The 25811-nt window shown below is 44.7% G+C and carries 30 protein-coding genes, 2 tRNA genes and 3 pseudogenes; 24 read left to right on the forward strand and 11 right to left on the reverse strand.

Going from position 1 to position 25811, the window contains the following annotated elements; genetic code table 11:
- Positions 1-28 precede the first annotated feature (28 nt).
- The 6 genes and pseudogenes from cysS (at position 29) to DXE44_RS04100 (ending at position 5916) form a co-directional block, all read left to right on the forward strand.
- Positions 29-1450, forward strand: a complete 1422-nt coding sequence (gene cysS / locus DXE44_RS04075) for a cysteine--tRNA ligase (RefSeq protein ID WP_114652843.1) — start codon at positions 29-31, stop codon at positions 1448-1450.
- Positions 1451-1509: 59 nt separating this feature from the next.
- Positions 1510-2136 (forward strand): annotated as a pseudogene (locus DXE44_RS04080) (DNA-3-methyladenine glycosylase family protein); the annotation flags it as partial.
- A 9-nt stretch (positions 2137-2145) separates the two neighbouring features.
- Positions 2146-3117: an acetyl-CoA carboxylase carboxyltransferase subunit alpha gene (locus DXE44_RS04085; protein WP_114652846.1), complete on the forward strand. Its 972-nt coding sequence runs from the start codon at positions 2146-2148 to the stop codon at positions 3115-3117.
- Positions 3083-4408, forward strand: a complete 1326-nt coding sequence (gene tilS / locus DXE44_RS04090) for a tRNA lysidine(34) synthetase TilS (RefSeq protein ID WP_114652848.1) — start codon at positions 3083-3085, stop codon at positions 4406-4408. Before DXE44_RS04085 ends, tilS begins: the two co-directional genes overlap by 35 nt.
- A gap of 83 nt (positions 4409-4491) precedes the next feature.
- The gene (locus DXE44_RS04095) at positions 4492-5742 is read left to right on the forward strand and encodes an aspartate kinase (RefSeq protein ID WP_114652850.1); all 1251 of its coding nucleotides are present in this window, start codon (positions 4492-4494) and stop codon (positions 5740-5742) included.
- Positions 5743-5821: 79 nt separating this feature from the next.
- Positions 5822-5916: transfer RNA gene (locus DXE44_RS04100), tRNA-Ser, on the forward strand.
- A gap of 344 nt (positions 5917-6260) precedes the next feature.
- Here the strand turns inward: DXE44_RS04100 and DXE44_RS04105 are convergent.
- The gene (locus DXE44_RS04105) at positions 6261-6686 is read right to left on the reverse strand and encodes a Gfo/Idh/MocA family oxidoreductase (protein ID WP_114652851.1); all 426 of its coding nucleotides are present in this window, start codon (positions 6684-6686) and stop codon (positions 6261-6263) included.
- Between the two features lie 174 nt (positions 6687-6860).
- On the opposite strand from DXE44_RS04105, the gene DXE44_RS04110 reads away from it, so the two are divergent.
- A complete protein-coding gene (locus DXE44_RS04110) occupies positions 6861-7325 on the forward strand; it encodes a GNAT family N-acetyltransferase (protein ID WP_162785874.1) in 465 nt (154 codons plus the stop codon).
- A gap of 220 nt (positions 7326-7545) precedes the next feature.
- On the opposite strand, the gene DXE44_RS11370 is transcribed toward DXE44_RS04110, so the two are convergent.
- The 5 genes from DXE44_RS11370 to DXE44_RS04135 all read right to left on the reverse strand — a co-directional run bounded on the left by DXE44_RS11370 (position 7546) and on the right by DXE44_RS04135 (position 12289).
- A complete protein-coding gene (locus DXE44_RS11370; protein WP_114652855.1) occupies positions 7546-7908 on the reverse strand; it encodes a cation transporting ATPase C-terminal domain-containing protein in 363 nt (120 codons plus the stop codon).
- Between the two features lie 82 nt (positions 7909-7990).
- Positions 7991-10030: a cation-translocating P-type ATPase gene (locus DXE44_RS04120; RefSeq protein ID WP_114652857.1), complete on the reverse strand. Its 2040-nt coding sequence runs from the start codon at positions 10028-10030 to the stop codon at positions 7991-7993.
- 66 nt (positions 10031-10096) lie between these two features.
- Positions 10097-10522, reverse strand: coding sequence for a universal stress protein (locus DXE44_RS04125; protein ID WP_114652858.1), 426 nt, complete (start codon positions 10520-10522; stop codon positions 10097-10099).
- Positions 10523-10757: 235 nt separating this feature from the next.
- On the reverse strand, positions 10758-11483 hold the full coding sequence (locus DXE44_RS04130) for a FecR family protein (RefSeq protein ID WP_114652860.1): 726 nt from the start codon (positions 11481-11483) through the stop codon (positions 10758-10760).
- On the reverse strand, positions 11480-12289 hold the full coding sequence (locus DXE44_RS04135; protein ID WP_114652861.1) for a DUF6502 family protein: 810 nt from the start codon (positions 12287-12289) through the stop codon (positions 11480-11482). The genes DXE44_RS04130 and DXE44_RS04135 overlap by 4 nt, the downstream gene beginning before the upstream one ends.
- A 178-nt stretch (positions 12290-12467) precedes the next feature.
- On the opposite strand from DXE44_RS04135, the gene DXE44_RS04140 reads away from it, so the two are divergent.
- From DXE44_RS04140 to DXE44_RS04210, 15 genes and pseudogenes are all read left to right on the forward strand, one after another.
- A complete protein-coding gene (locus DXE44_RS04140) occupies positions 12468-12788 on the forward strand; it encodes a hypothetical protein (protein WP_114652862.1) in 321 nt (106 codons plus the stop codon).
- A 109-nt stretch (positions 12789-12897) separates the two neighbouring features.
- Positions 12898-13260 carry a tetratricopeptide repeat protein gene (locus tag DXE44_RS04145; RefSeq protein WP_162785875.1) on the forward strand — a complete coding sequence of 121 codons (363 nt, stop codon included), beginning with the start codon at positions 12898-12900 and terminating at the stop codon, positions 13258-13260.
- Positions 13261-13287: 27 nt separating this feature from the next.
- Positions 13288-14460, forward strand: a complete 1173-nt coding sequence (locus tag DXE44_RS04150; protein WP_114652865.1) for a caspase family protein — start codon at positions 13288-13290, stop codon at positions 14458-14460.
- A gap of 17 nt (positions 14461-14477) precedes the next feature.
- Positions 14478-14924, forward strand: coding sequence for a hypothetical protein (locus tag DXE44_RS04155; RefSeq protein ID WP_114652868.1), 447 nt, complete (start codon positions 14478-14480; stop codon positions 14922-14924).
- The gene (locus DXE44_RS04160; protein ID WP_114652870.1) at positions 14921-15793 is read left to right on the forward strand and encodes a tetratricopeptide repeat protein; all 873 of its coding nucleotides are present in this window, start codon (positions 14921-14923) and stop codon (positions 15791-15793) included. The genes DXE44_RS04155 and DXE44_RS04160 overlap by 4 nt, the downstream gene beginning before the upstream one ends.
- A gap of 77 nt (positions 15794-15870) precedes the next feature.
- A complete protein-coding gene (locus DXE44_RS11175; protein WP_162785876.1) occupies positions 15871-16257 on the forward strand; it encodes a S1 family peptidase in 387 nt (128 codons plus the stop codon).
- Entirely contained in the window at positions 16175-16570 is a 396-nt protein-coding gene (locus DXE44_RS04170) for a S1 family peptidase (RefSeq protein ID WP_114652874.1), read from the forward strand. The genes DXE44_RS11175 and DXE44_RS04170 overlap by 83 nt, the downstream gene beginning before the upstream one ends.
- Position 16571: 1 nt before the next feature.
- On the forward strand, positions 16572-17393 hold the full coding sequence (locus DXE44_RS04175) for a DUF4384 domain-containing protein (RefSeq protein WP_114652876.1): 822 nt from the start codon (positions 16572-16574) through the stop codon (positions 17391-17393).
- A 17-nt stretch (positions 17394-17410) separates the two neighbouring features.
- Positions 17411-18025, forward strand: a complete 615-nt coding sequence (locus DXE44_RS04180) for an LPP20 family lipoprotein (RefSeq protein WP_162785877.1) — start codon at positions 17411-17413, stop codon at positions 18023-18025.
- 98 nt (positions 18026-18123) lie between these two features.
- A pseudogene (locus DXE44_RS04185) lies at positions 18124-18312 on the forward strand (DUF1924 domain-containing protein); the annotation flags it as partial.
- Positions 18313-18322: 10 nt separating this feature from the next.
- Positions 18323-18778, forward strand: a complete 456-nt coding sequence (locus tag DXE44_RS04190) for a diheme cytochrome c (protein ID WP_114652880.1) — start codon at positions 18323-18325, stop codon at positions 18776-18778.
- Complete coding sequence (locus DXE44_RS04195) at positions 18775-19407, forward strand: cytochrome b/b6 domain-containing protein (RefSeq protein ID WP_114652882.1); 633 nt, start codon at positions 18775-18777, stop codon at positions 19405-19407. The genes DXE44_RS04190 and DXE44_RS04195 overlap by 4 nt, the downstream gene beginning before the upstream one ends.
- Positions 19407-20069, forward strand: coding sequence for a response regulator transcription factor (locus tag DXE44_RS04200; protein ID WP_114652885.1), 663 nt, complete (start codon positions 19407-19409; stop codon positions 20067-20069). Before DXE44_RS04195 ends, DXE44_RS04200 begins: the two co-directional genes overlap by 1 nt.
- A complete protein-coding gene (locus DXE44_RS04205) occupies positions 20066-21133 on the forward strand; it encodes a histidine kinase dimerization/phospho-acceptor domain-containing protein (protein ID WP_114652887.1) in 1068 nt (355 codons plus the stop codon). The genes DXE44_RS04200 and DXE44_RS04205 overlap by 4 nt, the downstream gene beginning before the upstream one ends.
- Before the next feature lie 34 nt (positions 21134-21167).
- Positions 21168-21542 carry a c-type cytochrome gene (locus DXE44_RS04210; protein ID WP_114652889.1) on the forward strand — a complete coding sequence of 125 codons (375 nt, stop codon included), beginning with the start codon at positions 21168-21170 and terminating at the stop codon, positions 21540-21542.
- Positions 21543-21692: 150 nt separating this feature from the next.
- Here the strand turns inward: DXE44_RS04210 and DXE44_RS04215 are convergent.
- Positions 21693-21768 (reverse strand) — tRNA-Asn (locus tag DXE44_RS04215).
- A gap of 21 nt (positions 21769-21789) precedes the next feature.
- Between DXE44_RS04215 and thiD (DXE44_RS10945) the strand changes: the two genes are divergently transcribed.
- Positions 21790-22170, forward strand: a complete 381-nt coding sequence (thiD, locus tag DXE44_RS10945) for a bifunctional hydroxymethylpyrimidine kinase/phosphomethylpyrimidine kinase (RefSeq protein WP_269460668.1) — start codon at positions 21790-21792, stop codon at positions 22168-22170.
- Between the two features lie 16 nt (positions 22171-22186).
- Positions 22187-22675: a bifunctional hydroxymethylpyrimidine kinase/phosphomethylpyrimidine kinase gene (gene thiD / locus DXE44_RS10950; protein ID WP_269460669.1), complete on the forward strand. Its 489-nt coding sequence runs from the start codon at positions 22187-22189 to the stop codon at positions 22673-22675.
- A gap of 19 nt (positions 22676-22694) precedes the next feature.
- Here the strand turns inward: thiD (DXE44_RS10950) and DXE44_RS04225 are convergent, their stop codons facing one another.
- The 4 genes and pseudogenes from DXE44_RS04225 to DXE44_RS04240 all read right to left on the reverse strand — a co-directional run bounded on the left by DXE44_RS04225 (position 22695) and on the right by DXE44_RS04240 (position 25809).
- Entirely contained in the window at positions 22695-23621 is a 927-nt protein-coding gene (locus DXE44_RS04225; protein ID WP_114652891.1) for a thiamine phosphate synthase, read from the reverse strand.
- 12 nt (positions 23622-23633) lie between these two features.
- A complete protein-coding gene (locus DXE44_RS04230; protein ID WP_114652893.1) occupies positions 23634-24452 on the reverse strand; it encodes a thiazole synthase in 819 nt (272 codons plus the stop codon).
- Between the two features lie 44 nt (positions 24453-24496).
- Positions 24497-24694 carry a sulfur carrier protein ThiS gene (gene thiS, locus DXE44_RS04235; RefSeq protein WP_114652895.1) on the reverse strand — a complete coding sequence of 66 codons (198 nt, stop codon included), beginning with the start codon at positions 24692-24694 and terminating at the stop codon, positions 24497-24499.
- A pseudogene (locus DXE44_RS04240) lies at positions 24685-25809 on the reverse strand (FAD-dependent oxidoreductase). Before DXE44_RS04240 ends, thiS begins: the two are co-directional and overlap by 10 nt.
- Between the last annotated feature and the right edge of the window lie 2 nt (positions 25810-25811).

Raw genomic sequence — 25811 nt, forward strand, 5'->3', positions numbered from 1 at the left:
GCGCTACTTGCCCACCTTTATAGCCCCTATGCTGCAAATCTATAACACTCTCAGTCGCTCTAAGCAGGCCTTTAAACCCATCGAGCCAGGCAAGGTCAAGATGTACGTCTGCGGTATGACGGTCTATGACTTTTGCCATATTGGGCATGCCAGGGTGATGATTGTGTTTGATATGGTGGTGTGCTGGTTGCGAGCTAGTGGCTACGAGGTGGTTTATGTCCGCAATATCACTGATATTGACGACAAGATTATCAATCGCGCGATTGAGAATGGTGAACCTATTTCTGCGCTAACCCAGCGTTTTATTGATGCAATGCATGCCGACTCGGATGAGCTGGGTTTAATGCATCCAGATCACGAGCCCCGTGCAACCGATTACATCAGTCAATTGCAGGGCATGATTGGTCGTTTGATAGAAAAAGAATTGGCCTATCAAGGCGATGATGGTGACGTCAATTTCGCTGTTCGCTTATTCCCCGAGTACGGTCGCCTCTCCGGTAAATCTTTAGATGAATTAAATGCTGGTGAGCGTGTCGCTGTTGGTGGTGGCAAACGTGATCCCTTAGATTTTGTTTTATGGAAAAGCGCTAAACCAGAAGAGCCTGCGGATACCCGGTGGAAATCTCCTTGGGGTGAAGGTCGTCCCGGATGGCATATTGAGTGTTCTGCTATGTCCTGCGATTTACTAGGTGAGCATTTTGATATCCATGGCGGTGGTGCCGATTTGCAATTCCCACACCATGAGAACGAGATCGCTCAGAGTGAAGGCGCTCTGTATGGCCAAGATCACACTGCTAGCGATGAGCCTTTCGTAAATTACTGGATGCACAACGGACATATTCGTGTGAATGAAGAAAAAATGTCCAAGTCCTTGGGTAATTTTTTCTTGATTCGGGATGTTCTAAAAAATTTTGATCCTGAGGTCTTACGCTTCTTTATGTTGCGTGCCCACTATCGCAGCCCGATTAACTATAGTGACGCCCAACTCGAAGAGGCTCGTTCAGGCTTAGTTCGCCTATACACAGCATTGTCTCAATCTCCAGCGAGCAATCAGCCTACCGACCCCTATTCTCCATGGGCTAAGCGTTTTTCTGATGCTATGAATGATGATTTCAATACGCCTGAGGCTATTGCAGCTCTTTTTGACTTGGCGAGCGAAGTGAATCGTGCGCAGGGCGATGAGAAGGCGCAACTAGCCGCCACTCTCAAAGGATTAGCTGGAACCCTGAACTTTTTGCAGCGAGACCCAACCCTATTCTTACAAGAAGGATCTCGTGGTGCCGATGTAGGTTTATCTGCTGCTGTAATTGAAGAGCAGATCGCTGCACGAGTTGCGGCAAAGCAAGCCAAAGATTTTGCTAAAGCAGATTTAATTCGCAAGACTTTATTGGAGCAGAGTGTAGTCTTGGAAGACAAACCTGGTGGCCTGACTGAATGGCGCAGAAATTAAGTAGTTCAATTCGTGGTTGAGAATGCATTTTGACTAAAGCAGCAGAGCAAGAAATTTTTGAAGAATCAGCCCCAGAGTATTGGGAACAGGCTTGTGCTGAGTTGATGAAACAAGACCGTATCCTCAAAAAGTTGATTCCAAAACATGGGCCAGTTTTCTTGAGAACGCGCGGTGATGCATTCACTACACTGGCCAGATCGATTGTTGGTCAGCAAATTTCTGTAGCGGCAGCCCAGTCAGTTTGGAATAAAGTCTTACTTGCCGCTAAAAACAAAGTAAACCCTAAAAATATCCTGGCTTTAACTATTGAAGAATTGCGTGCAGCCGGGTTATCGGGCCGTAAGGTCGAGTACATTCGTGATTTAGCTGAGCACTTCAATTCTGGCCGTTTGCATGCGAATCAGTGGAAGGACATGGAAGATGAGGCCATCATCAAAGAGTTATGTGAAATCCGGGGTATTGGGCGCTGGACAGCTGAAATGTTCCTTATTTTTAATATGGTGAGACCTAATATTCTCCCTTTGAATGATGCGGGCCTAATTAAGGCTATTTCCCTCAATTACTTCAGTGGAGAGCCTGTTAGTAGGCATGAGGCCCGTGAAGTAGCGGCAAATTGGGCCCCTTGGCGTACTGTAGCTACCTGGTATATGTGGAGAAGTCTCGACCCCATTCCCGTTGAATATTAAAATCAAGCTATGAAAACGACTTTCCTGGATTTTGAGCGGTCAATCGCTGAACTAGAGTCAAAGATTGAAGAGCTGCAATTTGTGCAAGATGAATCATCAGTAGACATCTCTGATGAGATCAAAACGCTTACCGAAAAAAGTCAGCAGCTGACTAAAGACATTTACGCCAACCTCAATCCTTGGCAAGTTTCACAAGTGGCGCGTCATCCACAACGTCCTTATACCCTCGATTATGTTGGCGCTTTATTTACAGATTTTCATGAGCTTCATGGCGATCGCAATTTTGCGGATGATCAATCCATCATTACCGGCTTAGCCCGTTTTGAGAATCAACCCTGTGTAGTGATTGGTCATCAGAAGGGCCGCGATACTAAAGAGCGCGCTCTACGTAACTTTGGCATGAGTCGCCCAGAGGGTTACCGCAAAGCAAAACGCGTGATGCACTTGGCTGAAAAATTTAAATTGCCGGTATTTACTTTTGTTGACACACCAGGTGCATTCCCGGGGATCGACGCAGAAGAGCGAAACCAGTCTGAAGCGATTGGTCACAACCTCTATGTTCAAGCTGAATTAGAAGTGCCTATCATCGCTACCATTATTGGTGAGGGTGGTTCTGGTGGGGCGCTAGCAATTGCAATGGGTGATGTTGTGTTGATGCTGCAGAACTCAACCTATTCTGTGATCTCACCTGAAGGTTGTGCTTCTATCCTATGGAAGACTGCTGATAAAGCCCCAGAAGCTGCTGAGCAATTGGGTTTGACCGCGCAACGTTTAAAGGCAATCGGCTTGATTGACAAGATCGTTACCGAGCCAATCGGTGGTGCACATCGTGATTACGAGACCATGATGAGCAATATGCGCAAAGCCTTGGCAGAGTCACTAAAGACCTTCGATGGTATGAAAGTGGATGCGCTTCTTGAGCGTCGCCATAAACGCTTGATGAGCTATGGCAAGTTCAAGGAAATCGAAGCTAAGTCCTAAGGCGACTCTTCAGGCCGCCCCAATAGCAGCCAAACGTATTGGCCTTGCCTTAAGCGGTGGGCTTGATTCGGTTGTGTTGCTTGATGCCGTTTGCAAGGCGGTCCAAATAAATCCCAATAACTCAACTGAGATTTGGGTATTCCATATTCACCATGGTTTGCAAAAGTCTGCTGATCAGTGGCTGGAGTTTTGCGAGAAGCTAGCCAAAAAATACCGAGTTCATTTTGATTTCCGTTTATTGCATTTTGCAGATCAATCGCAGGGCAATATTGAAGCCCGGGCTAGGGCAGAGCGCTACGATGCCTTAACGGAGTTGTGCATTGAGCATGGCATTGAAGATTTACTCTTAGCCCACCATCAAAATGATCAAGCCGAAACTGTCCTCTTGCAACTCTTGCGAGGCTCGGGCGTTGCGGGTCTCTCTGCTATGCCCCGACATCGTGCGAACGCAAAAGATGCTGACGCTATTACCCTTTGGCGCCCGCTGCTAAATCAAAGTAAGGCTGAACTTGAGGCTTACGCCAAAGAACATAAGCTCAAATGGGTGGAAGACCCTAGTAACCAAAATACGCGCTATCGCCGAAATGCGATTCGTAAAGACATCATCCCGAGGCTGGAGAAAATTCAACCAGCCGCAATCGCTAACTTAGCTCGTAGCGCAGATTTACTGGCTCAATCACAAGTACTGCTCGATCGCTTGGCTAGACAGGATGGTAAGCAAATTTTTCAAGCTCAGCACTTAAAGCTAGCGCCTCTCTTGCTTCTTGCGAAGGAAGATAAAGCAGCTGCCAATAATCTGATGCGTTATTGGCTCAAGCTAAATGATTTATCAATGCCATCCCAGGAGCGTCTTGAGTCTTGGTGGAAGGATCTGATGGCTGTAAAAACAGATTCAAATTTGGTATGGCAGCATGATGAGGTGAGCATTTATTTATGGCGCAGTCTCTTACAAGTGGCGAATCGCAAAGTCGGGCAGTGGGTATTTCGTGATGTGCCTGCTCGGAGCAAGTCCCTTGGCTTGCCTGCTGACTGGGTTAAGGAAGCCCAAAAGCAGGGCCTGATTGAGGAAAGGCCTCGTCAGGGGGCAGAAAAGCTCCAAATCAAGTCCAATACCCCACGAAAAACCCTCAAGAACCTTTTCCAGGAGTCAGATACACCCCCTTGGGAGCGCCAGGCGCCACTGCTCTATATCCATGACGAGCTGATAGCGGTTGCTGGGGTGGGGGCGAGCTACCCACATTTGGTATCGACTGGTAAGCGAGTACTGCCTATATGGTCTGAGAAGCTATAGCACGGGGATAAAACCCTGTAAAATAAGCCCCTTTTAGACCCTAGGGAATGTAGTTTCCTATACATAGACAATACAACGGATTTATGGCTCTTATCGTTCATAAGTATGGCGGCACCTCAATGGGCTCAGTTGAGCGCATTCAGAACGTCGCTAAACGCGTTGCCAAGTGGATGCGTGCTGGTCACCAAGTGGTTGTGGTGCCTTCAGCGATGTCTGGCGAAACTAACCGTTTGCTTGGTTTGGCAAAGGACATCAATCCTGATGCTAATCCACGTGAACTCGATCAAATCGCCTCTACAGGCGAACAGGTCAGCTCTGGCTTATTGGCTCTGGCATTACTGCGTGAAGGTGTTGATGCAGTGAGTTATGCTGGTTGGCAGGTAACAGTTCACACGGATTCTTCTTTTACTAAAGCGCGTATCAAGAGTATTGATGACAAGAAAATTCTTGCTGATCTCAATGCTGGACGTGCTGTAGTGGTTACTGGTTTTCAGGGCGTTGATCCAAATGGCAACATCACGACTTTGGGTCGTGGCGGCTCTGACACATCAGCTGTTGCCATGGCTGCAGCACTGAAGGCAGATGAGTGCTTGATCTATACCGACGTCGATGGTGTCTACACAACTGACCCGCGCGTTTGTGAAGATGCACGTCGCTTGGACAAAATTACCTTTGAAGAAATGCTCGAGATGGCAAGTCTTGGTTCAAAGGTATTGCAGATTCGTTCAGTGGAGTTTGCTGGTAAGTACAAAGTTAAAACTCGTGTTCTGTCATCGCTGACAGATCCATTGATGCCCCTTGATGAAGAGATGAAGTCGGGCACCTTGATTACATTTGAAGAGGACAGCACTATGGAAGCCGCAGTTATTTCCGGCATCGCCTTTGCGCGTGATGAGGCAAAAATTACCGTTCTTGGCGTTCCTGATCGCCCAGGTATCGCTTATCAAATTTTGGGTCCGATCGCGGATGCCAATATTGATGTGGACATCATTATTCAGAACCAATCATTTGAAGGTAAGACAGACTTCACTTTTACAGTCCCTCGTGCTGATTATCAAAAAGCCCTGGACTTACTAAAGAACAATGTCCAATCCCATATTGAGGCTAAAGAAATTTCAGGCGATCCTAAGGTCTCTAAAGTCTCTGTTGTCGGTGTTGGTATGCGCTCCCATGTTGGCGTTGCCAGCAAAATGTTCCGAACATTATCAGAAGAGGGCATCAATATCCTGATGATCTCTACTAGTGAAATCAAGATCTCAGTCGTTATTGATGAGAAATATATGGAGTTGGCAGTGCGCGCTCTCCATAAGGCCTTTGAGTTGGATCAGAAGTAAGAATCAGCATTAAACCGCTGTAAATCCCTGCAGCTATAGGAATCAGTTAAACTGTGGGGCGTTGTAAATGTATCAATACGGAGACGTGGCCGAGCTGGTCGAAGGCACTCCCCTGCTAAGGGAGCATCGGGGCTAAAACTCTGATCGGAGGTTCGAATCCTCTCGTCTCCGCCAATGCTTATATAAATAAAGGGGCTCAAAAGCCCCTTTATTTATTTCGAATCCTTCAACATTCTCTACCTTGCTGATCCATCTACCGCCATCAGGTAGCCCTTGATGTACTGAGGGGGAATATACAAAATAGTTTCGTTACCCGTTTTTGAGTTCAAGCTAATTTGGAAACCTTTATCCAAATGTTCTTTCAGGAAAGACTCGGTAATCGAAATCGATAGCAGCTCTCTAAAGATACAACCGCGGTCGCCACAGGCGCCAGCCTCCCTACCAACGACCTTGAATGTAGTTAGAGGCTTGCCCTTGAGGGATGCGGCATCATACTAGCGCCATTATATCAAGATCGATTAACTCTTTGGCCTGATATTTCTCTCTCTTACAGTTTCAAGTACTCGAGTCGTGACCTTTGAGGAGGCATAGTTTTCATTTACGGAAATTTTTCCTAAATGATTTTTTGTAAGTCTTTGAACTTCCTCAACATCCTTGTAATCACAACATGGTTTTTCAAGCAAAATATTGGCATATGGATTCAATAAGCATAGGTTGCGAAGAATTTCTAATCTTGTATAGGTTGGGGTGCAAATATCATAGAAGTCAGGGTTAAGTGAAACTGCCGCTTCTATTGAATCAAGGGCGTTGAACCCTATTTCCCTTATCTCTTTGACGCGTTCAGGGCTAACTTCAACTATGCCAATGGTAGTTACACCATGATCCCTCAGGTGTTCCTCATGAATTCGTGAAATTTTCCCGAAACCTATTCGAACACATCTCATCTGCACTAAATTAACCTATTTAATTACCCCAGTGGTCAAATAATACTTCGAGAGTGCATGAGCTGTTTGGAATAAGATCGGATGTATTAATTTACCTTTTATTGTGTTTTGCTAAATGCATTGTTTAATCAGTTCCCAAGCTTTCCCTTAGCCAAAAGATTTAATAAGTTATTTATGTCTAGCAATATCTATTTTGTCGATGCCCATAGCCCAGAGTGGGCAGATGCTGCCTTGCAGATGACGGGCGAATATTTTTCATGGATGAATGATCAAATTCAAGAAACCTGTGCTTTTTCTATTCCCGATATAGTCGGCATGCCTCTAGAGCAATATATTCCATTAGCTATGGGCTTTATTAATCCTCGAGATTCCCTAAATGCGGCATTTTATCTATTGATCTCCAACGGTATTCCAGTTGGAATGGGTGGATTACGTCAGCTACCTAGTGGTAATGGGGAGATTGTTAGGATATATACAAAACCAGAGTGTCGCGGCCAAGGTTATGGCAAAAAAATTCTTGAGCATCTTATTGAGGATTCAAAAAAGGGCGGTTTCAGGTTGCTTAATCTGGATACGGGTGTGTTCATGAAAAGTGCCCAATCTATCTATGTATTTGACTCATGGATTTACGCTCTGTGAACCATACGAGGGCGCTGAGCCACCACCTCAACTATTACCGTATTGGCTGTATATGCAGCTCGAGCTTTAATTTCAATTGTTATTAGGTCGGGCCTTAAATATTCCAGATATAAAACTATCAAGAGTAGTGAGGGTTGCAGACTTCTTAAAAGGCATTAATTTAAATCGTGAAACTACTGACCCTGTTTTTTGCCTAGAAGTCATCAATAGCAGTCATTTGCTATTGGCCCCATTTTCTTCTGTAGCCTAGCCTAACCAGCTCGTACCACGCGATTCCGATTAACCCAGAGGCAAGAATCGCCAATGCACCTTCTAGCGTAGGCACAGTGAATTGAAATCGATCTCGGAGAAATGGAATCGTAATTAAAAATCCAAAGGATATAACTCCAATACCGAGAATCCTTTTCTGAGACGGATTGGTTTTTTGCAGAATTCTAAAGAGGTGATCATTTTTGGATCTACTGACAATAATTAATGAGATGTTGCCAAGCACTAGGCTGCCAAATGATAGGGTTGTAGCCATGGCATGGGTATAGTTCATATGTAGAAGCCAGAAATATAGACCAACAACAATAGCGGTCAATCCCGCTCCTTGTAATAAAAAGCCATGGAGATGCTATCCAAGCTAAAGAGTTTTTGATTAATACTTCTAGGTGGCTTTAGCATTACATCGCTTTCAGGCGCTTCCATCTCAAAAATAATTGCACAAGCGCCGGGTCAATAATCATTTGTAGGAAGACGATATGTATCGGGTCTAGGATCGGCTGCACCCCAAAGAGAATGGGAATAAAAACAGCTCCAGCCATTGGGATGTGGACGGCAACGACATAAATGATGGCTTTATGTAAATTGTCATATATTTGCCTGCCCTGCTGGATAGTGTGGACGATGGATGAAAAATCATCATTTAGCAGTACCAAGGATGCGGCTTCTCTAGCAACATCGGTGCCTCGTTGCCCCATTGCAATGCCTACATGAGCTGCTTTTAGGGCGGGCGCATCGTTAACCCCGTCACCTGTCATAGCCACAACTTCATTGTTCGCTTGCAACGCTTTTACAAGCCTTAATTTCTCAGTAGGCTTAATGCGCACATAAACTGACGTTTTTTTTACCGCTTCGCGCAGCTCAAGATCGTTAAGTGTATTAATATCGCTGCCAGATAGAACGCTGGCACTATCAATACCCGCTTGCTTTGCAATCGCTTGCGCTGTAATTGCATGGTCTCCAGTAATCATGATGACGCGAATGCCAGCTCCCTGACATTTCTGAATGGATGCGGGCACTTCTTCACGAATTGGGTCTTTGAGCCCCACAAGACCGAGCCAAGTAAACTCAAATGAGCTCAAGGTTGCTGGCCAATTTGAGCTTTGCTTCGTATATTGAGATTTTGCAACTCCGAGTAAACGCAATCCTTGGGATGCAAGATCTTTAATTTGTTTTTCAATTACTGCGATTTGTGTTTGCGGCAAATTACAGCGCTTAAGGACTGCCTCGGGCGCACCTTTGATAGCCACAAGACATTCATCAGAGCCTGGCGCTTTCCAAAGATGTGTCATCGCAGGGAGCTCGGGGCTCAGGCCATACTCGTGTACCAATTCAAATTCGGAAGTCTGATTAATATATTCAGGAGCGAGATGGCGCTTTTCATGAAAAGCCTGTTCCATAGGATCAAACGGCTTTACCTCGCTTGCAAGTACGCAATAACCTAGAAGCTCTTTTTGCGATGGATTTAGTTCATCATCTTTTGAGCTAAGCATCAAGATATTCTGGGGAGTTGCAAGAACCTCTAGGGACATCCTATTCAGAGTGAGAGTGCCCGTCTTATCAACGCATAAAGCTGTGATGCTACCCAGTGTTTCAATAACGGGCGCATACATTGTAAGTACTTTTTGGCGAGCTATTCTCCAAACGCCAAGCGCCATAAATACCGTCAAAATTACTGTGAATTCTTCTGGCAGCAACGCCATGGTTAGACTAATAGCGGTCAGTGCGTTATCGTGCATTAATCCGTAGATTGCTAGAACGATAATTGAGAGGGAGACTCCAAAAATCGTAACCCTTTTAATCAATTCCCCAATGTCTTCCTGAAGAGGGCTATTAAGACTAATGATTTGCTTTAGGCTACTTCCGATCTTGCCTAACTCAGTTTGCATGCCAATAGCGCTAACTCTGGCTATGCCGCTACCCCGAATTACCATGCAGCCCGAATGGACTTGATTAGCGCTATCTTTTTTAGTTGGCTCAGATTCACCGGTGAGCAATGATTCGTCAACGAGTAGATCGTGTGCTTCAAATAATAGGGCATCAGCGGGAATTCTGTCCCCTTCTGCAAGTACGAGTATGTCGCCAACGACAATGTCTTTGCCGGCTACTCTTTGCGTAATGCCATCTCTAATGACAATCGCTCTGGGGCTTGAGAGTTCCTTGAGGACATCAATTGCTTTTTCACTTTTTCGCTCTTGGAATAGGGTAATTCCAACTGAAATAAAGATGAATCCAATCAATATTAATGCATCATCAATTTTGCCAATAACTAGGTAAATCGAGCCAGCCAACAAGAGTAGGGCGAATGTAGGCTCAGCTAAAATTCTAATTAGTAACTTGAAAAGAGTTTTTTTATCTGCAACTGCAAGCCCATTAAACCCGTGCTGCGCTTGAAGCTGGAGCACTTCAGATTTATTGAGGCCCTGCAAGGGTGAGGACATCTGTATGTTTTAAGTCTATAAAAGTGATGAACTCAGTTGGCCGCCATCGGCAACCAACTAAATGGGTTACTTAATCAATAGTACTGGTTGTTTTGCACAGCTACTAATGCGTTGGGCTACAGATCCCATTAATGCATCCATAAAACCACTTTGACCCTTTGCACCCATAACAATTAAATCCACTTTATCCTTGTTTGCAAGCGCCATAATTTCATCAGATATGTGCCCACGTTTGATAGCTATATTGTGTTTGACGCCAGCCGCATCTAAAACCTTTTGAGCCGCCTTTAGCTCCCTCTCGCTTACTTCTCTTAAATAATCATCAACAACACTTTTGGCAACAAACTGTTTTACATGACCAAGACCAGCATCATCGTGAACGCTAATTAAAGTAACCACAACCGGGCTGCGAGAATTTTTAGCTGTTTTAGCAACATACTTTGCTGCATTGAGAGATGATTTTGAGCCGTCTATTGGCAATAGTATTTTCATGGTGTTGTCCCTTATTTTGTATTTATTCAAGTTGATGTAATAGTTTAAGGTCGATCAGTGGCTCTGTCACTTCTTCGAACAAGTCAATGGAAATGACAAGGGCTTCTATGGACGAAACGCTCTTGCTCCCAAATTTGCTTCCCAAAACTTAGCAGGTTTGCTTTAGATGAGTCCCGTTGGATAATTGGCGAGTCTGCAAACGTGCGGTTTTAATAGAAAAATCAGTATGTAGTATTCAAGGTTGGTATTGGGGTATTCGCGCCCCCAGTTGCCCAGTATCTTTTCTGACTTCAATAATTGGATTTTCTGGATTTTCATTTGAAAAGCCCATATAGCCCATTGGGATTACAACCTTTTTATTCCCAAGAGAAATCCAAGATGTCCCCGCATATGACCTCACATACGTTACATACTTAACATCTGTTGTTGGCTTAAGGATAATTTCAGCATCCATCCCAGATAACTCAATGACTGAATTGCCTGTCAGGATATTCAAAGCCTTTGTTCCAGCCCCAAGATCTTTGCGTTGAGCTCTAATTTTGCCTTTGCTGAGGCGAATTGATTGATTTTCTAATTTTGCTGCCTCTATTTGGGCTGGCGCAATGACTAATTCACTATTGCCCGGGATATATAGCTTGATTCCTCCGATTAGATCAATCACTAAAAATTCGTCCTTCTCGGTTTTGATTTCAAAACCTTCACAAATTAACTGCTGCGGCTTAAATTTAACAGCCGAACCTTGAGCTGTTGCAATGGATCCTATGCTGTTTTTCTTATCGCAAGGCGCAGTTGCTATGTTCGTCATATTGACCAATAAGTCACTATTGGTTTGAGTGTTACCTGTGCCACCAATGCCACCACCGGTGCCAGTATTTTTCTCATTACCATAACTTTTGCTGGCAATGCCAAGACCTAGTAACGTTGTTAGGAGGGCAACCACTAAAACTTTAGTTAGTATCATTTCGTATCTTTCTTGGTAGCTTGCTTGCTCTTGTATGAGTACACGCCAAAATTAGTGTCCCAGTTGCCGTGGTTTTTGGGCTCTCTGATCAGTGCTTGTGCCTTTTCATTAATTTTTAGTAGGGCAGTCATGCCAATTTCCTTCGAGAAATTCTCTAGCTCTTGCGCTGCAGATTCGGAAAGCCCGAAATAGTGTGCGCATCGCTCTAGCTGCTTATCTGCTGTATCTGAAAGGTTATTGACTGCAACTTCTAGATGATCATGAATATTCATGCCTAGATATTTGGCTGCATCGTCGGCTGGTTGATTGGCGATGATGTTTTCCAAACTGGGCTCTATTAGTCCGAGCGCATTTACAACCACCATTTTTCTGGAGAGCATTTCATCAAGTACCGCCTTTGGTCTTACGTCTTTACTAATTGAGTTGATGAGTTCCTCAAAGTCGTCTTGTGAGTCTCTAGATTTTTTACATAGAGGGCGAGGGCCTCCCTCTGAATTTTGAAATCTCGTGTCACCAAACCATTTCGCGAAGGCTTGAGACGTTATTGGTGTGTTTGACTGAGTGTGTGACGTTGAATCTTCGCCTTCTTTAATTCTGCGCACATCTTTTCTGTGCACACCTGTAATTAGGTGAATTCGAGTGTCTGTGATCTGCTCGTTTGATTGGTTTAACTTTTCAGTGGCCGTTTTGACAAGGGCTACCTTGAGAAGATCGCTAGCTTCTCCATAAGTGATTTCAGCCTTGATTAATAGCTTGGCCAGGGGCTGGAAGACCTTTTTCACCGCTTCTTTTAGTTTGTCTCCCACTTAGATCCCTTTAGTTTTTTAAAAATATAACAGAAATATCCTTGACGTGGGAAAAATTCCCGCAGATAATTAAAAAAACGAGGGAAAAATTCCCACAAAATAAGGTTAGCTTAAGAAATTCTTAGTATTGGGGAAGAAAAATAGGGTCATCAAAAACTACCCAGCAAAAAACTTATATATGAAGAAGATAGTCACCCAAATTCTGATAGCCGCATTCACACTTGGATGCCTGCCTGCTTATGCTGACGACGACAGTAGTAGCAGTAGTAGTGGCGGTGGAGGTGGGGTAGGTATAGCCATTGGCGCTGCTGCAATCATTGGTTTGCTAGTTTGGGCACTTTCCGATAAGAAAGAGCCGGAGACTCCTGCGGTTGAGGTCGTTGACCCAATGGCTGGACAAGTCAAGCCGAGCATCGAGACTCCTGCGCTCGAAGAGCAGCCACGTTTGACGGCTCCAGCCTCGGGCGGTGTTGGCAACGTTAAAGGTATGGAGTACTGAGATGAGTACTTCTGTACAAATCAAATCAAGCGTAATGACCGCGTGATTATTGGCTGGTCTCTATTCACAGAATGGAATTGCCGGGTATCTGGAGTCAAAAAATGCATTCATGCGTCATGAATATCGTGAAGCATATGAACAATGCATTTACGCCGCCAATATTGGCAATCCAGAGTGTCTTAATGCCATTGGATATTTGTATCAAAAGGGTCTGGGTGTCTCAGCAAATCCTGATGAGGCAAATCGGTTCTTTACTCTAGCGGCAGAAAAAAACAACCCCGGAGCTCAATTTAACTTAGCAATGTCTTTGCAAGCTAGTGGGCAGCCATCTGCAGGGGATTTGGAAAAATCTGCTAGATGGATGCTCAAATCCGCAGAGCAAAAAAATATAAATGCCCAAGTCAATATGGGAACGATGTATTCACAGGGCAGGGGTGTAGAGGCCAATCCATCAAAAGCGGTTTATTGGTAGAAAAAGGCTGCGGATCAAGGCAATGCAATGGCTCAGAATAACTTGGGATGGGCTTACCTCAATGACAGGGGCGTATCACCGGATCAAACTCTAGCAAAAGATTGGCTGGAAAAGGCCAGTCGTCAGCTTGGTGATGATGATGCACGAAGTTTGGCTCTGAATAACTTAAGGGTGCTGAAGTCAGGCAAGGAGTTTGGCGCTTCAAAAGAGCTGGCCATGGAAGTTTATCCAGGCAAATCGGACACCAGCGGAAAAGTAATTTTGACAATCACTACCGAGAATAAGATACCTGTCAAATTGCTGAGAGTTGGCGGAAAAGATATTGGGCCAAGCTCAACTGGTAGCTATAGCGTTACACGATATGTACCTGTAGGCGAGACTCAAATTGATGTCTATACAGAAGGGCAAAACGGCGCCATTTATAACCGGCAGATTTTAGTGCGACGTGATGTGGTAGGTAGTTCCGCCTCATTACCTGAGCTAGACCCTACGAAAATACCCAACTCTGTAAGGCGTGATGCGGTAGCAATAGTAATAGGCGCTGAGGGCTATGAAATGCTACCTAGAGCCGATTTTTCTGATCATGATGCTAGAAGTTTTTATGACTATGCGAATAAATCTTTGGGTGTTGATCCTCAGAAGATTAAGTTATTAAGCGGCTCCTCTGCAAAGCGTAAAGATATTCTGTTGGCCTTGAGAAATTGGCTTCCTGCTGAAATTAATCAAGGTCGCACAGAAGTGATTATTTTTTACTCGGGTCATGGGCTTGCCTCAGCGGACGGTAAGAAAAGATGCTTATTACCGCTTGATGCCAATGTTGACTTATTGGATGACACTGCAATTTCACACGACAACCTAATTAAGATCATCAATGGCTATCAACCAAAATCAATTACCCTGGTGATGGATAGCTGCTATTCAGGCGTTACCAAAACAGGCAAGCCACTTATGACAGCGGCACGTCCCATCGCCATTCATTCTGAGAATGAGAATCTTCCCCAGAACACGACCATCCTCAGTGCAGCATCAGGATCTCAAATTTCTATTTCTTCCGCCGAAATTGGACATGGACTCTTTTTAAAGATCAAAAGATTGCTGCCCAAGAATTGCATGCTTATGCATCAGAGAGAGTATCTAAAGAGGCTCAGAGAAAAGGGGTTCAGCAAAATCCTGCGATCTCTGGGGTTTATCAAAAAGTAATTTCGGCGCAAAAATAAATGAAGATGATCTACCTTCTGGCTGCATCACTCATGCTTTCAACCCAGGTTGCTGCTCAGCAATTGGTGAATCAGGAAGAGTATGTCAAATATCAGCAGCTATCAGCCACAAGCGCAATTGATCCAGTCACCGAGGATCCAAAGGCGCCCAAAATTATTATTTTTCAACCTGAGGTGACTAAGACGGTTAAGGCCCCATTTTCAATTGAGGTCTTCTTTAGGCCCTATGAAAATCAAAGGATTTCCTGGAGGTCATTTAAGGCTCTCTACGGAAGTATGCAATTTGATATCACCGATAGATTGCTGAAGATGGCAACCATATCAGATAACAGCCTATTTATTTCTAACGCAGATATTCCGGTTGGGACTCATAAGATCACCCTCCTAATAGCAGATGAGATGCAAAGAAAAGCTCAGAAAGAATTTATTGTGGCGGTAGAAAAATGAAAAGATATATCTGCGCATTTGCCTTGGCTCTAGGCATTACTGTAAGTATTGCAAATGCTGCACCTAAGGGGCCAATTACTTTGCCGAGTCAATTAAGTGCTGGATATGCCTATATTGATGCCGGTATGTATAAAGAGGCAGTTGGAGCTTTAAAGAAATTTGACTCAAAAACCGATGGGCAGATCGCTGATCTCAATATCGCATTTGGGAAAATTTATTTAGGAATTGATCAACCGCAAAAGGCTTTAAAGTATTTTGACTTTGCCCTTGAGCACAATCCTGCTAGCTATCAAGCGCTAGTCTTAAGCGCCGATGCGCATATCAAGTTGGGCGATATTAAAGAAGCCAAAAAGCTCTTGCAAAAGGCTCAACCTAAGGATCGCGGTCAGTATGAGGTTGCTTACTGCGAGGCCTTATGTGATGAGGTTACTGGAAATTCAACTGGTGCAACGAAGCGACTACAGGATTTACTAGATAAAAATCCAAAATCCGATAAGTTAATTGTCTTTATGGCTAAGCTGAAAATGCAAAGAGGCCAGCCACAGGAGGCTATGAATTTCCTGTCCCAAAAACAATTACTAGCTCCAAACTCAGGCGCTATTCAGGACGCAATTGGGGATACTTTGTTGGCGTTAGGTCAAAAGGACTTGGCAATTCAAGAAAAGCAACAGGCCTCCAGGCTCTACGCCGCTGCTGGTGATTATGAAAAGGCGCAGTCATCCTTATTGGTGGCTAACAAGCTGAGTGGAAAAAAGTCGCCGCTGCACCGCAAATTGCGCCGCCACAAGAGGCGTCAGCAATCATCGAACTTGTTCCGGAGCAGAAGATTTCAAAGAAGGAAATCAAACCGGAATCTGCTCCGAAAATAAGCGTTAGACCCCCAGTAGAGGAGGGTCGTCAGCCACGATACGCAGACACCATTATTGATAAAAAACAGCAAAATGCAGTGCCTGAGTACGAGACTCCCCCTGTTCCCTCTAATTTCAATCGCTTCCCATTCCCATCGGGCACTCCAATTAGCGGTGGTAGCGGCATTGTGATTGATGGTGGCAAAAAAGTGATTACTAATAGGCACGTGATTGAGGGTGGTAAGGACTTTGCAGTCCGTAACGGCCTTGGCGAAATGTCTAGGGCAAGAGTGATTTACAAATCCCAAGCTGAGGACATAGCGATACTCGAATTAGATGATCCACTTCCAAAAGAAAATTCAATTTCTAGTAATCAGTTTCGAGTTGCTAAAGCTGGTGGTGATGGGATACCCCCTTTGGCACGTACTAGGAAGTTCAACCCCATCCATTACCAATGGCGTGGTTGCAAAAGCCACCGGCATTAGTGAGGATCCTGGCAGCTTTCAGTTGACCGCAAAGATTAATAAGGGCAATTCTGGTGGCCCAGTATTTGATCACTACGGAAATTTATTGGGCATTACCGTTGGCAAGTTAAATAGTGATGAAATCAAGCGTGGTAATGGTGTTGCACCAGAGGATGTGAATTTTGCAATTCATATTTCGAGAATTAACAGTGCATTAAAGATTCCTGATTCCAGGCCGGTTACAAACTCAGAACCTAAAAAGTTCATGAACTCCGAAGACATTTACCAAATGATGATTGGTAAGGTCGTGATGGTTGCGGTTGCGCTGGAATAGCATGAAAAGTACATTCTTGCGACCTCTATTGCTTGTCAGTATTGCCGCTTTCTCGGTGAGTGTTCATGCTGCCTGGATTTCTGGTGTTGGTGAGTATCACTTCGGCCCTGATACCGCTGAGCTAGCGGCCTGCTCAACGGCAGAGGAGAGAGCTAAATTAGACGCGCTGCGAAAGTTCTATGGCGAGTCAATTGCAATGGATCAAACGTTGTCATGTCGTGAATCCCGCGTGGCAGATGTTGCTAATGACCAGTGCTCAATGAATCAGATTTTATGGTCGCAAATTGGCGGTGAAATTAAATCAAGTCGAATTACCAAGCAAGATGTCTTGGAGATTCCGGGTAGTAAAGTGTGCCGTGTAGAGGTTGTGGGTGACATCTCTGCAAACAGGGGCAGGCCTGACCCGGGCTTTGATGTTGGACTGCGCATTAACCAGAGCGTTTATCGACCCGGTGAGAAGCTAATACTTGAGCTTAATCCAAACGGACCAATGTATGTAGCAGTTTTCAATTGGGTCCCTTATTACGATAAGAGCAAGCAAATTATTCGCTTATTTCCAAACTCACATGATGTTGGTTCTTATATCGATCAGAAGAAGGCTATTCCCGCCTCTGGATATAGCTTTGAGCTCACTCTGCCTGACAAGATCCCTAAGAATAGATCTTTTGTAGATGAATATTTGTTGGTGGTGATTACCAAAGACCCAGTCAAGTGGCGTGAGAGCTATTCATTTGATGAATTTAAAAGTCGCCTTGCTAAATTTCCATTAGATCGGATTCGATACATAAAGTGTGGCTATCAATTACTAATACCGAAGTACTAATTACCAAAGGAGTTGCAATGATGAACTATAAATATTTTCTAACGGTAGGGCTTATATCTGCTTGCATAGCTTGCGGGGGAACTCCTAAGTTTGGCACCCAGGAGTATGCTGACTATCAGGAGCAGCAACGCCAAAAAAACATGGCAAAAGAAGTCGAAAAGACAATTGATAAAACGCCATCTTGGTTTATTCAGTCGCCAGTTGAAAATAATGCGATTTATGCGGTTGCTACCGATTACTCAAGTGATCTTCAGTTTGCGGTCGACAAGGCAATGCTCAATGCCAAAGTAGGACTTGCAAGTCAGATTAGCAATAAGGTCTCATCAAAGATGAAGGAGTTTGCACAAGAAACAGGCACTAGTCGTGACCCGCAACTGATTCGCGAAATTGAGAAGGTATCGACCGAATTGGTTACTGAGGTGAATATTCCGGGGTACAGCATCTCAAAGCGTGAAATCATGCAGCAAGGCACTGGTTTTAGGGCTTATGTATTACTACGCTACCCATTGGGCGATGCTAACAAGATCGTAGTTGAGCAAACTAAAAAGAGCGCTATTCTGGATTCAAAACTACGCTCGTCAAAAGCATTTCAAGAGTTGGAAAAAGATATTGCTGATAGCAAGAAAGAGTAATTTCGGTTCCTTAATATCCTGGGGCAAAGAGCCTCAGGATCAGGATCCAATCCGGATTTTCTTAATTATTCCTTAATCTTTCCTCGATACAGTAAGGTGAAGGCAAACACGCCTCTACTAATAAAGCGATCGCACCCTTAGCACCTAGCTTTAATCCTGAACGGTTTACTGATGCGGCAAAAGTCGATAAGTGGTTTAAGCGTAATTGCAATGATGTGCTTGGTAGGGTATGCACACCATCTGAAAAGGCGGACGTACTAGCCTATCTAATAAGTATTAAGAAATAAGGTGAGCATAATGACCAAATTTTTTTCTGTAGCAGTTATGTCTCTTGTGGCAAACATCTGTTTTGCTGATGGTAATCGCCTACCAAACTTGGTTCCACCGATCGTTAAACAAGAATGCGCAAGCTGCCATACGCTTTATCCACCAGCTTTTTTACCGGTAGATTCTTGGAAGCGCATCATGGCAGGTCTGGAGAAGCATTACGGAACAGATGCATCAGTTGATGCAAAAACCAACCTTGCAATCACTCAATGGCTCACGCAATATGGCGGCACCTACAAAGGTGTTGCAGGAGCTCCTCCCAATGACAGAATTACAGAGTCACCATGGTTTATTAAGAAGCACAATGGCGTGTCTGCTAGCGTATGGAAAAATCCCAAGATAAAAAGTGCCTCAAATTGCACTGCATGCCATACCGCTGCCAATGACGGTATTCATGAGGACGACTCTATCAAGATTCCGAAATGAAAGACAACAAATCTCAAAAAATACTTATTTGGGACTTGCCAACTAGAGTATTTCATTGGTCGCTTGCGATCTGCTTTATTGGTGCAGTTTTGACGCAAGAAAGTGAAAAGTACCGACTTCTTCACGTTTCCTTTGGTTACACCATGCTAGGTCTGATTGTTTTTAGGCTACTGTGGGGCATCGTTGGAACCAGGCACTCTCGATTTTCATCCTTTCTATTCGGATTTAAGGAAATAAAGGAATACATTCTGGGCTTAGTTCGCAATAAACCTGTTCATTATTTAGGGCATAACCCGCTTGGTTCGATTGCTATCTACTTGATTCTTGTAATCGTTCTGGGTATCTCTATTACTGGGTATTGCATTTTTAATGATATCGGTGCCAATTGGTATTCTGAAGCACATGAGTTGATGGCCAATTTTTTAATTGGAATTGTTGTAATCCATATATTAGGGGTAATCGCTAGCAGCCTTCTCCACAAAGAAAATTTGGTACGCTCAATGCTTACTGGCCTGAAGCAAGGCGCTGTTCAAGATGGTATTCAGGGGAGATCTGTCTATTTAGTGATTGCCTTGGCTATGATTGCTGGTATCGTTTATTTTTGGTTTTGGCAATTTGGAGTGGTTTAGTGCGGATACTTCTTGCGGAAGATGATCAACAGTTGGGATATGCTCTTAAGGCAGGATTAGAGCATGAAGGCTTTATTGTTGACTGGGTTCGCGATGGCAGTGCAGCTCGCTATGAAGCTGGAAACTCAAGTTACTCAGCGATTGTGCTCGACATTAATATGCCATTAATGAATGGCATTGATGTTCTTAAAAATATTCGTAAATCTGGCAATACGACCCCTGTTCTCATGTTGACTGCGCAAGATGAAGTGAGTGCTATTGCCGAGACTTTAGATTTGGGTGGCGATGATTATGTCGTTAAGCCTGTAGAGATTGTTGTTCTAGCTGCACGGCTGCGAGCTATTGTTAGGCGTTCAGAAGGTTCTAGTAGCAATGATTTAACCTTGGGAAATTTGCGATTAAGCCCTAAAAAGCATCTCGTTACTTTAGGGGGTGAAGATATTAGCCTCTCTAAAAGAGAGTTTGCTTTATTGCACAGCCTCATGATCTCATCTGGCAGAGCGCTCACTAAGGAGCAAATTGAGTCTCAACTCTATAGTTGGGGGCATGAGGTGGAAAGCAATGCTATTGAAGTGCATATTCACAATCTACGCAAGAAAATTGGAGCCAATTACATTCGTACCATTCGCGGAATTGGCTATCAAATCAAGGATGTATCGTGAGTCCTAAAAATTTTTCTCTCCGCAACCGATTGCTGATTTGGGTGCTTGGTAGTATCACTGTGATTTGGGGTATCGCTTCTGTATTGGTTTGGTATGACGCCAAAATGGAACTAGAGGAAATGATCGAGAAAATCATTTCAAACCAGATGGGTATTCCTAAGCTCATCCATGAAAAAGAAGAGTTGTTGGAGGCATTACTCTGGGGGTTAATTTGGCCCTTGGTGGTTGGCTTGCCTGTGTTGGCTATAGTGGCATCTGCTGTGATCTTCTGGTCTAACAAGTCATTCACTGCATTAAGTGAAGCACTTTCTAAAAAATCTTTAAATTCTATTGAGCCAATTGTTCTAGATTCTTTGCCAAATGAATTAAAGCCAGTACTTGAAGAGCTAAACATTTTGTTAACCCGGCTGGCTAAAGCAGCTGATAAAGAAAAACGTTTTATTGCCGATGCTGCACATGAGCTTCGAACTCCAATCGCGGCTATTAGGGCTCAAGCGGAAGTTTTAGGCTTTAGTCCTGAATTGGATCCAATTGGTATCGAGAATTTAATTCATGGATGCGATAGAGCTAGTAGGCTAATCAATCAACTGCTTGCGCTATCAAGAATCGATTCTGAAAAGACTGCTTTTGTCAAAACTGAGATTAATCTTCATGATCTCGTTAGCCTTGTTGTCGCAAACTTATTCGACCGAATTGAGGAAAAGAGGCAAGAAATTGAATTGACGGGTGCGAGTAACGTGAAGGTTCTGGCGAATAAAGATTTGCTAGCAATCTTACTAAGAAATCTCATTGATAACGCCTCTAGATATACGCCAGGTGGCGGTAGAATCGCGATCGATATAGCAAAAACTTCTGACACACCCGTCCTTGTAATTGAGGACAGCGGCCCCGGAATTGCTGCTGATGTTAAGTCTAGGTTGGGAGAGAGATTTTTTAGGGGGCCTTCGAGTGAACTTTCAACGGGCTCTGGCCTTGGGATGGTCAATCATTCAGCAAATAGCGAGCGTAGAAAAGATTTCAGTTTCAGTAGAAGCATCATTAAATCTAGGTGGGCTCAAAGTTGAGCTCAAATATTCATAAATTACTTTGGAGTATCAAATGTCATTAAAACCTACCTTTTTAGCCTTTACTCTTTTTGCTGTATCTCAATTATGTTTTGCAGATGGTGAAAAGACTTATAAGGAGGTGTGCTCTGTTTGCCACAATTCAGGAGTTGCAAATGCGCCTAAGCTGGGTGATCAGAATGCCTGGAAAAAATTAATTGGCGAGGGGCAGGTCATCATTACTGCTCATGGCTACGTTGGAGTCAGGGCAATGCCGCCAAAAGGGGGTAAGGCGAATCTTTCCGTAGAGCAATTTTCTGAAGCCTTAAATTACATGGTAAATAAATCTGGCGGCAATTGGTCTACGCCAGACAAGTCCATGCTTGACAAAATAAACAGCGAAATTGCAAACCGTAAAAAGACTCAGTAAATCAACCGCCTCTAAGGGGCCCATCTTGACGGAGCGTTGGCCGTCACTTGTAGTTCGTCGGATCACCCATCCGTCGATCAGATTGAGCCTACTGCTTGCAGGGCGGTACCAATAAAAAAGCCCCTAGATTGCTCTAGGGGCTTACTTATTTGGCTCCTCGACCTGGGCTCGAACCAGGGACCTACGGATTAACAGTCCGGCGCTCTACCAACTGAGCTATCGAGGAATAAGCCGATATTATAGCAAGATGAAATCACTCACCCCAACTTCTATACAGATCCCTAAAGTACTGACCATTGCCGGGTCCGATAGTGGCGGTGGCGCGGGCATCCAGGCGGACCTCAAAGTCATTACAGCCCTTGGTGGATACGGGATGTCGGTCATCACTGCCATCACGGCCCAGAATACTTTGGGGGTGATCCGCACTCAGGACATAGACCTCGATGTAGTGGAGGCTCAGATCGATGCAGTATTTATGGATATTGGCGTAGACATTGTCAAAATCGGCATGTTGGCCAGCCCAGAAATCGTCCACACTGTGGCATCAGCCCTCAAGCGCCATGGAGCCAAAAGAATCATCTTGGATCCCGTATTAAGAGCCACGTCCGGCGCTAGTCTTGGGAGGTGACGATACTGCCCAGACCATGATTGCAGATTTATTCCCAATGGCAACATTAATTACGCCAAATCTTGAGGAGGCTGGCCTGCTTTTAGGGCGAGAGCTTATCGGGGCGGCTGATTTTCAATTGGCGGCAAAAGAGTTGCTCGAGATGGGCCCCCAAGCAGTCTTGATTAAGGGTGGGCACCTTGATAAAACCCATACTCAATTGACCGATTTCCTAATGTGGCGAACTATTGAAGATGGCCTTGAAGTAGTTCAGTCAAAAGAATTCAAACACTATCGCGTTAATACCGCAAATACCCACGGTACTGGTTGCTCTTTGGCTTCAGCTATTGCAACCTATTTAGCAGATGGTCATGATTTGCCACACTCTGTGGCGAAGGCAATTTCTTATGTGGAGGCAGGCCTAGAGGCAGGGCGTTTCTTAAGCATTGGAGAGGGGCCTGGTCCCTTGTGGCACATGCATGATTTTTATAAAACTGCATTGCCAGATGAAGAAGGTAAGTATTAATTATGTCTAGGTTAATACTTTAGGTTTTCATTAACTCTTGTAAGTGTTTCACTGCAGCCTTAGGGTCACTTGCGCCATTAATTGCTCTGACAACAGCAACTGATCCCACGCCACTTTGTGCCACCGCATGAATACTTCCCTCATCAATGCCGCCAATAGCAACTAAGGGATAGTGATTCATTAATTGAGCGTATTTATATAAACGTCCTAAACCTTGTGGTGCAGTAGCCATCTTTTTAAGACTGATTGGGAAGACTGCACCCATTGCGATATAGCTAGGGCAAAAACGATCGGCATGCACCATCTCGGCATAGCCGTGAGTGCTTAAACCTAGTCTCAGACCTTCAGCTCGAATGGTATCCAAATCGGCTGTTTCTAAATCCTCTTGCCCCAGATGAATGCCATAGGCACCAGCCTCAATCGCCTCTTGCCAGTAGTCGTTTATAAACAGTAAAGTCCTGCTGCCTTCAACTGCTTTAACGGATTCGTTAATTTGTTTTTTAATGAGTTTTTTGTCTTCGGATTTAAGGCGCAGTTGTACTGTTGGCACCTCAGCTTCCACCATCCGCTTCACCCAGTCGGCATCAGGCATGACAGCATATAAACCTAAACGCTTTGGACACTCTGCAAAAGCTTTGGGGTTCATATTCCGGGTCCAGGGCAAGAGATCAAAATGCTCTGGTCTTGACGGCCACTTAAATGGATTAAAGCCGCCATCTTGATGAACCATGCGCGACCAGGCTTTACCTAAAACCTTGGCATCACATTCAATAAAACCCATTGCAATCGCAGCAACCGTGCCAGCCAATTCATAATGGTCAGTCGCATGCTCATTATCAATTTGGGGTGGTGGCGCGTTTAGGTTGAAGCTCGGAATAGGCAGACATAAATCCTCTTTGCTATGGGCAGCAACAATTTGATCTGCAAGGTCGCGAACTAAGCTCATGAATATTGGTCTTTAACTTTGATGCCAGAAGGGTGTGCCAACCAATGGCGTACTGGCCTGGGCTGACTGCTGGGCTTTCATGGCACCGGAGAGGTAGGCGGTACGACCAGCATCGACTGACATTGCAAATGCTTTAGCCATTGCAACTGGATCATCAGCTAGCGCAACAGCGGTATTGAGCAAAACCCCATCAAAACCCCATTCCATCACAGTGCAGGCATGAGAGGGTAGACCTAAGCCCGCATCCACTAGAAGGGGCACTTTCAAACGGTCTCGTAAGAGTTTTAATGCGTAAGGATTTAATGGGCCTTGACCTGTCCCGATGGGTGCAGCCCAAGGCATCACCGCCTGGCATCCGACATCGACTAAACGCTGGCACAGAATGAGATCTTCAGTGCAGTAAGGTAAGACCTTAAAGCCATCCTTAATTAAGGATTCTGCAGTAGAGACTAGACGCAAGGTATCTGGCTGCAGTGTGTAGTCATCACCGATGAGTTCCAACTTAATCCAGTTCGTTTCAAATACTTCGCGCGCCATTTGAGCGGTAGCGATGACTTCTTTGGGGCTATGACAACCTGCAGTATTGGGTAAAACTGGTACAGCCATTTTCTTTAAGAGATCCCAAAATCCAGAATGTGCTTCAGTTGTCGAGGTGCCTTGTCTGCGTAGACTTACCGTAATCATTCCAGGATTAGATTGCTTTACCGCATTCTCTAAAACTTGTGGAGAAGGATAGCGTGATGTCCCCATTAATAAGCGACTAGCAAAGGTCTCCCCATACAGCACCAATGGGTCTGCAGTATTTAAAGGATTCGGTAAAGGAGCTGCCATCTTAATCAAGTACTTTTATCTGTTTTTCTATATTCGTCGCTGGATTAGCCACCAGTCACGGGGGAAATCACTTCCATTTCATCGCCTTCACGCAATACTTCTTCGGCATGCCTAGTCTTGGGAACAAATTCATAATTGATCGCAACAGCAAATGGGGGTTGCGCATCAATCATGACTAGTACATCATCAATTGCGCTGTTATCCGGAACCTCTTTGGCAACTTGATTCACCATTATGCGCATGTGCTGAGCTCCTGAGGAATCGAACCGGTTAGCCCTAAGCCGAGCTTCATGGCAGTAGGACTTGATCCTGAACTCAACACTTCTAATGCGCAATCTAAAATAGCTGGTGAGATCATGAAGCCATGACGATAGAGTCCATTGATCATCATGAGATTGGATTGATCTAGTTTGTGATGAAGGGATATCTCCGGCAAATTATCCTTGAGTGTAGGGCGACACTGCGTTGCCATCTCCAAAATACGTGCTTCGGCAAATCCACTGTGAACGGTGTAGACCGCACTGAGTAATTCCATGGCTGAGCGGACACTCATGGGAGATAAATCCTCGGATTCGATTTCTGTTGCACCAACGACATAGACATCATCTTCTTTGGGTGCAATGTAAATTGGGTAACGTGGATGGATTAGACGAGTAGGGCGACGCAGTTTGACCTCAGGTGCATGTAGGCGAATGACTTCACCACGTACGCCGCGCAAATTCTTGGCAGCATCTTTGGCACCAGGACCACGACAATCAATTATCCAATCAAAACCATTCTCTAGTTTACGAAGTTGCTCTGGGTCGGTAGATTGATTCCAGTGACAAGGCACCTTCATGAGAGTGAGTTCAACCAATAAAGCTTCTAGAAGCTGACGGTTATCTAGCCGTCCTTCATTAGGAAGATAGAGGCCTTGAGTAAAGCGCTCAGCAACACCAGGCTCAATTTCTGCAAGAGGTTAGCTATCCAGTTGAATTGGCTTAGCAAGCGCCTCGTTGTGAGCGGAATTGCGCTCCAAATGGGAGGCAAAGCGTTCTGCATCACTGGCATCTTGGCGGTGCCACAGGATGAGGGTGCCATCTTGTTGAAAAAAAACAGGTTTAGCAAGCTCATCAATAATGTGCTTCCACCGCGGCAGACTATGAATGCCCATACGCACGACGTTATCTTCGGTGATAGCAGATTCTGCGAGTGGGGCCAACATAGCAGCAGCAATACGTGCCGCTGAATTCGCAGCATCTGAAGTGCCTTTCTCAAACAGCTCTACACGAGCACCACGCTTAGCAAGTGCGACCGCTAGCAACCGACCCATAAGGCCGGCGCCAACGATGGCGTATTTGCCGTTTGAGAATGCCATAG

Source organism: Polynucleobacter necessarius, from assembly GCF_900095175.1.
GTDB lineage: Bacteria > Pseudomonadota > Gammaproteobacteria > Burkholderiales > Burkholderiaceae > Polynucleobacter > Polynucleobacter necessarius_I.

Excerpts from the sequence above, each read along its gene's own strand:
- DXE44_RS04225 (WP_114652891.1), bottom strand. The coding sequence starts at position 23,621 with ATGAGCTTAGTTCGCGACCTTGCAGATCAAATTGTTGCTGCCCATAGC.
- DXE44_RS04160 (WP_114652870.1), top strand. The coding sequence starts at position 14,921 with ATGAAAAGATATATCTGCGCATTTGCCTTGGCTCTAGGCATTACTGTA.
- DXE44_RS04130 (WP_114652860.1), bottom strand. The coding sequence starts at position 11,483 with ATGATACTAACTAAAGTTTTAGTGGTTGCCCTCCTAACAACGTTACTA.
- DXE44_RS04175 (WP_114652876.1), top strand. The coding sequence starts at position 16,572 with ATGAAAAGTACATTCTTGCGACCTCTATTGCTTGTCAGTATTGCCGCT.
- DXE44_RS04230 (WP_114652893.1), bottom strand. The coding sequence starts at position 24,452 with ATGGCAGCTCCTTTACCGAATCCTTTAAATACTGCAGACCCATTGGTG.
- cysS (WP_114652843.1), top strand. The coding sequence starts at position 29 with ATGCTGCAAATCTATAACACTCTCAGTCGCTCTAAGCAGGCCTTTAAA.
- DXE44_RS04190 (WP_114652880.1), top strand. The coding sequence starts at position 18,323 with ATGACCAAATTTTTTTCTGTAGCAGTTATGTCTCTTGTGGCAAACATC.
- DXE44_RS04195 (WP_114652882.1), top strand. The coding sequence starts at position 18,775 with ATGAAAGACAACAAATCTCAAAAAATACTTATTTGGGACTTGCCAACT.
- DXE44_RS04140 (WP_114652862.1), top strand. The coding sequence starts at position 12,468 with ATGAAGAAGATAGTCACCCAAATTCTGATAGCCGCATTCACACTTGGA.
- DXE44_RS04110 (WP_162785874.1), top strand. The coding sequence starts at position 6,861 with ATGTCTAGCAATATCTATTTTGTCGATGCCCATAGCCCAGAGTGGGCA.
- DXE44_RS04095 (WP_114652850.1), top strand. The coding sequence starts at position 4,492 with ATGGCTCTTATCGTTCATAAGTATGGCGGCACCTCAATGGGCTCAGTT.
- DXE44_RS04145 (WP_162785875.1), top strand. The coding sequence starts at position 12,898 with ATGCGTCATGAATATCGTGAAGCATATGAACAATGCATTTACGCCGCC.
- DXE44_RS04180 (WP_162785877.1), top strand. The coding sequence starts at position 17,411 with ATGATGAACTATAAATATTTTCTAACGGTAGGGCTTATATCTGCTTGC.
- DXE44_RS04085 (WP_114652846.1), top strand. The coding sequence starts at position 2,146 with ATGAAAACGACTTTCCTGGATTTTGAGCGGTCAATCGCTGAACTAGAG.
- DXE44_RS04170 (WP_114652874.1), top strand. The coding sequence starts at position 16,175 with ATGGGATACCCCCTTTGGCACGTACTAGGAAGTTCAACCCCATCCATT.
- thiS (WP_114652895.1), bottom strand. The coding sequence starts at position 24,694 with ATGCGCATAATGGTGAATCAAGTTGCCAAAGAGGTTCCGGATAACAGC.
- thiD (WP_269460668.1), top strand. The coding sequence starts at position 21,790 with ATGAAATCACTCACCCCAACTTCTATACAGATCCCTAAAGTACTGACC.
- tilS (WP_114652848.1), top strand. The coding sequence starts at position 3,083 with ATGGCAAGTTCAAGGAAATCGAAGCTAAGTCCTAAGGCGACTCTTCAG.
- DXE44_RS04210 (WP_114652889.1), top strand. The coding sequence starts at position 21,168 with ATGTCATTAAAACCTACCTTTTTAGCCTTTACTCTTTTTGCTGTATCT.
- DXE44_RS04105 (WP_114652851.1), bottom strand. The coding sequence starts at position 6,686 with ATGAGATGTGTTCGAATAGGTTTCGGGAAAATTTCACGAATTCATGAG.
- DXE44_RS04120 (WP_114652857.1), bottom strand. The coding sequence starts at position 10,030 with ATGTCCTCACCCTTGCAGGGCCTCAATAAATCTGAAGTGCTCCAGCTT.
- DXE44_RS04150 (WP_114652865.1), top strand. The coding sequence starts at position 13,288 with ATGGCTCAGAATAACTTGGGATGGGCTTACCTCAATGACAGGGGCGTA.
- thiD (WP_269460669.1), top strand. The coding sequence starts at position 22,187 with ATGATTGCAGATTTATTCCCAATGGCAACATTAATTACGCCAAATCTT.
- DXE44_RS04125 (WP_114652858.1), bottom strand. The coding sequence starts at position 10,522 with ATGAAAATACTATTGCCAATAGACGGCTCAAAATCATCTCTCAATGCA.
- DXE44_RS04155 (WP_114652868.1), top strand. The coding sequence starts at position 14,478 with ATGAAGATGATCTACCTTCTGGCTGCATCACTCATGCTTTCAACCCAG.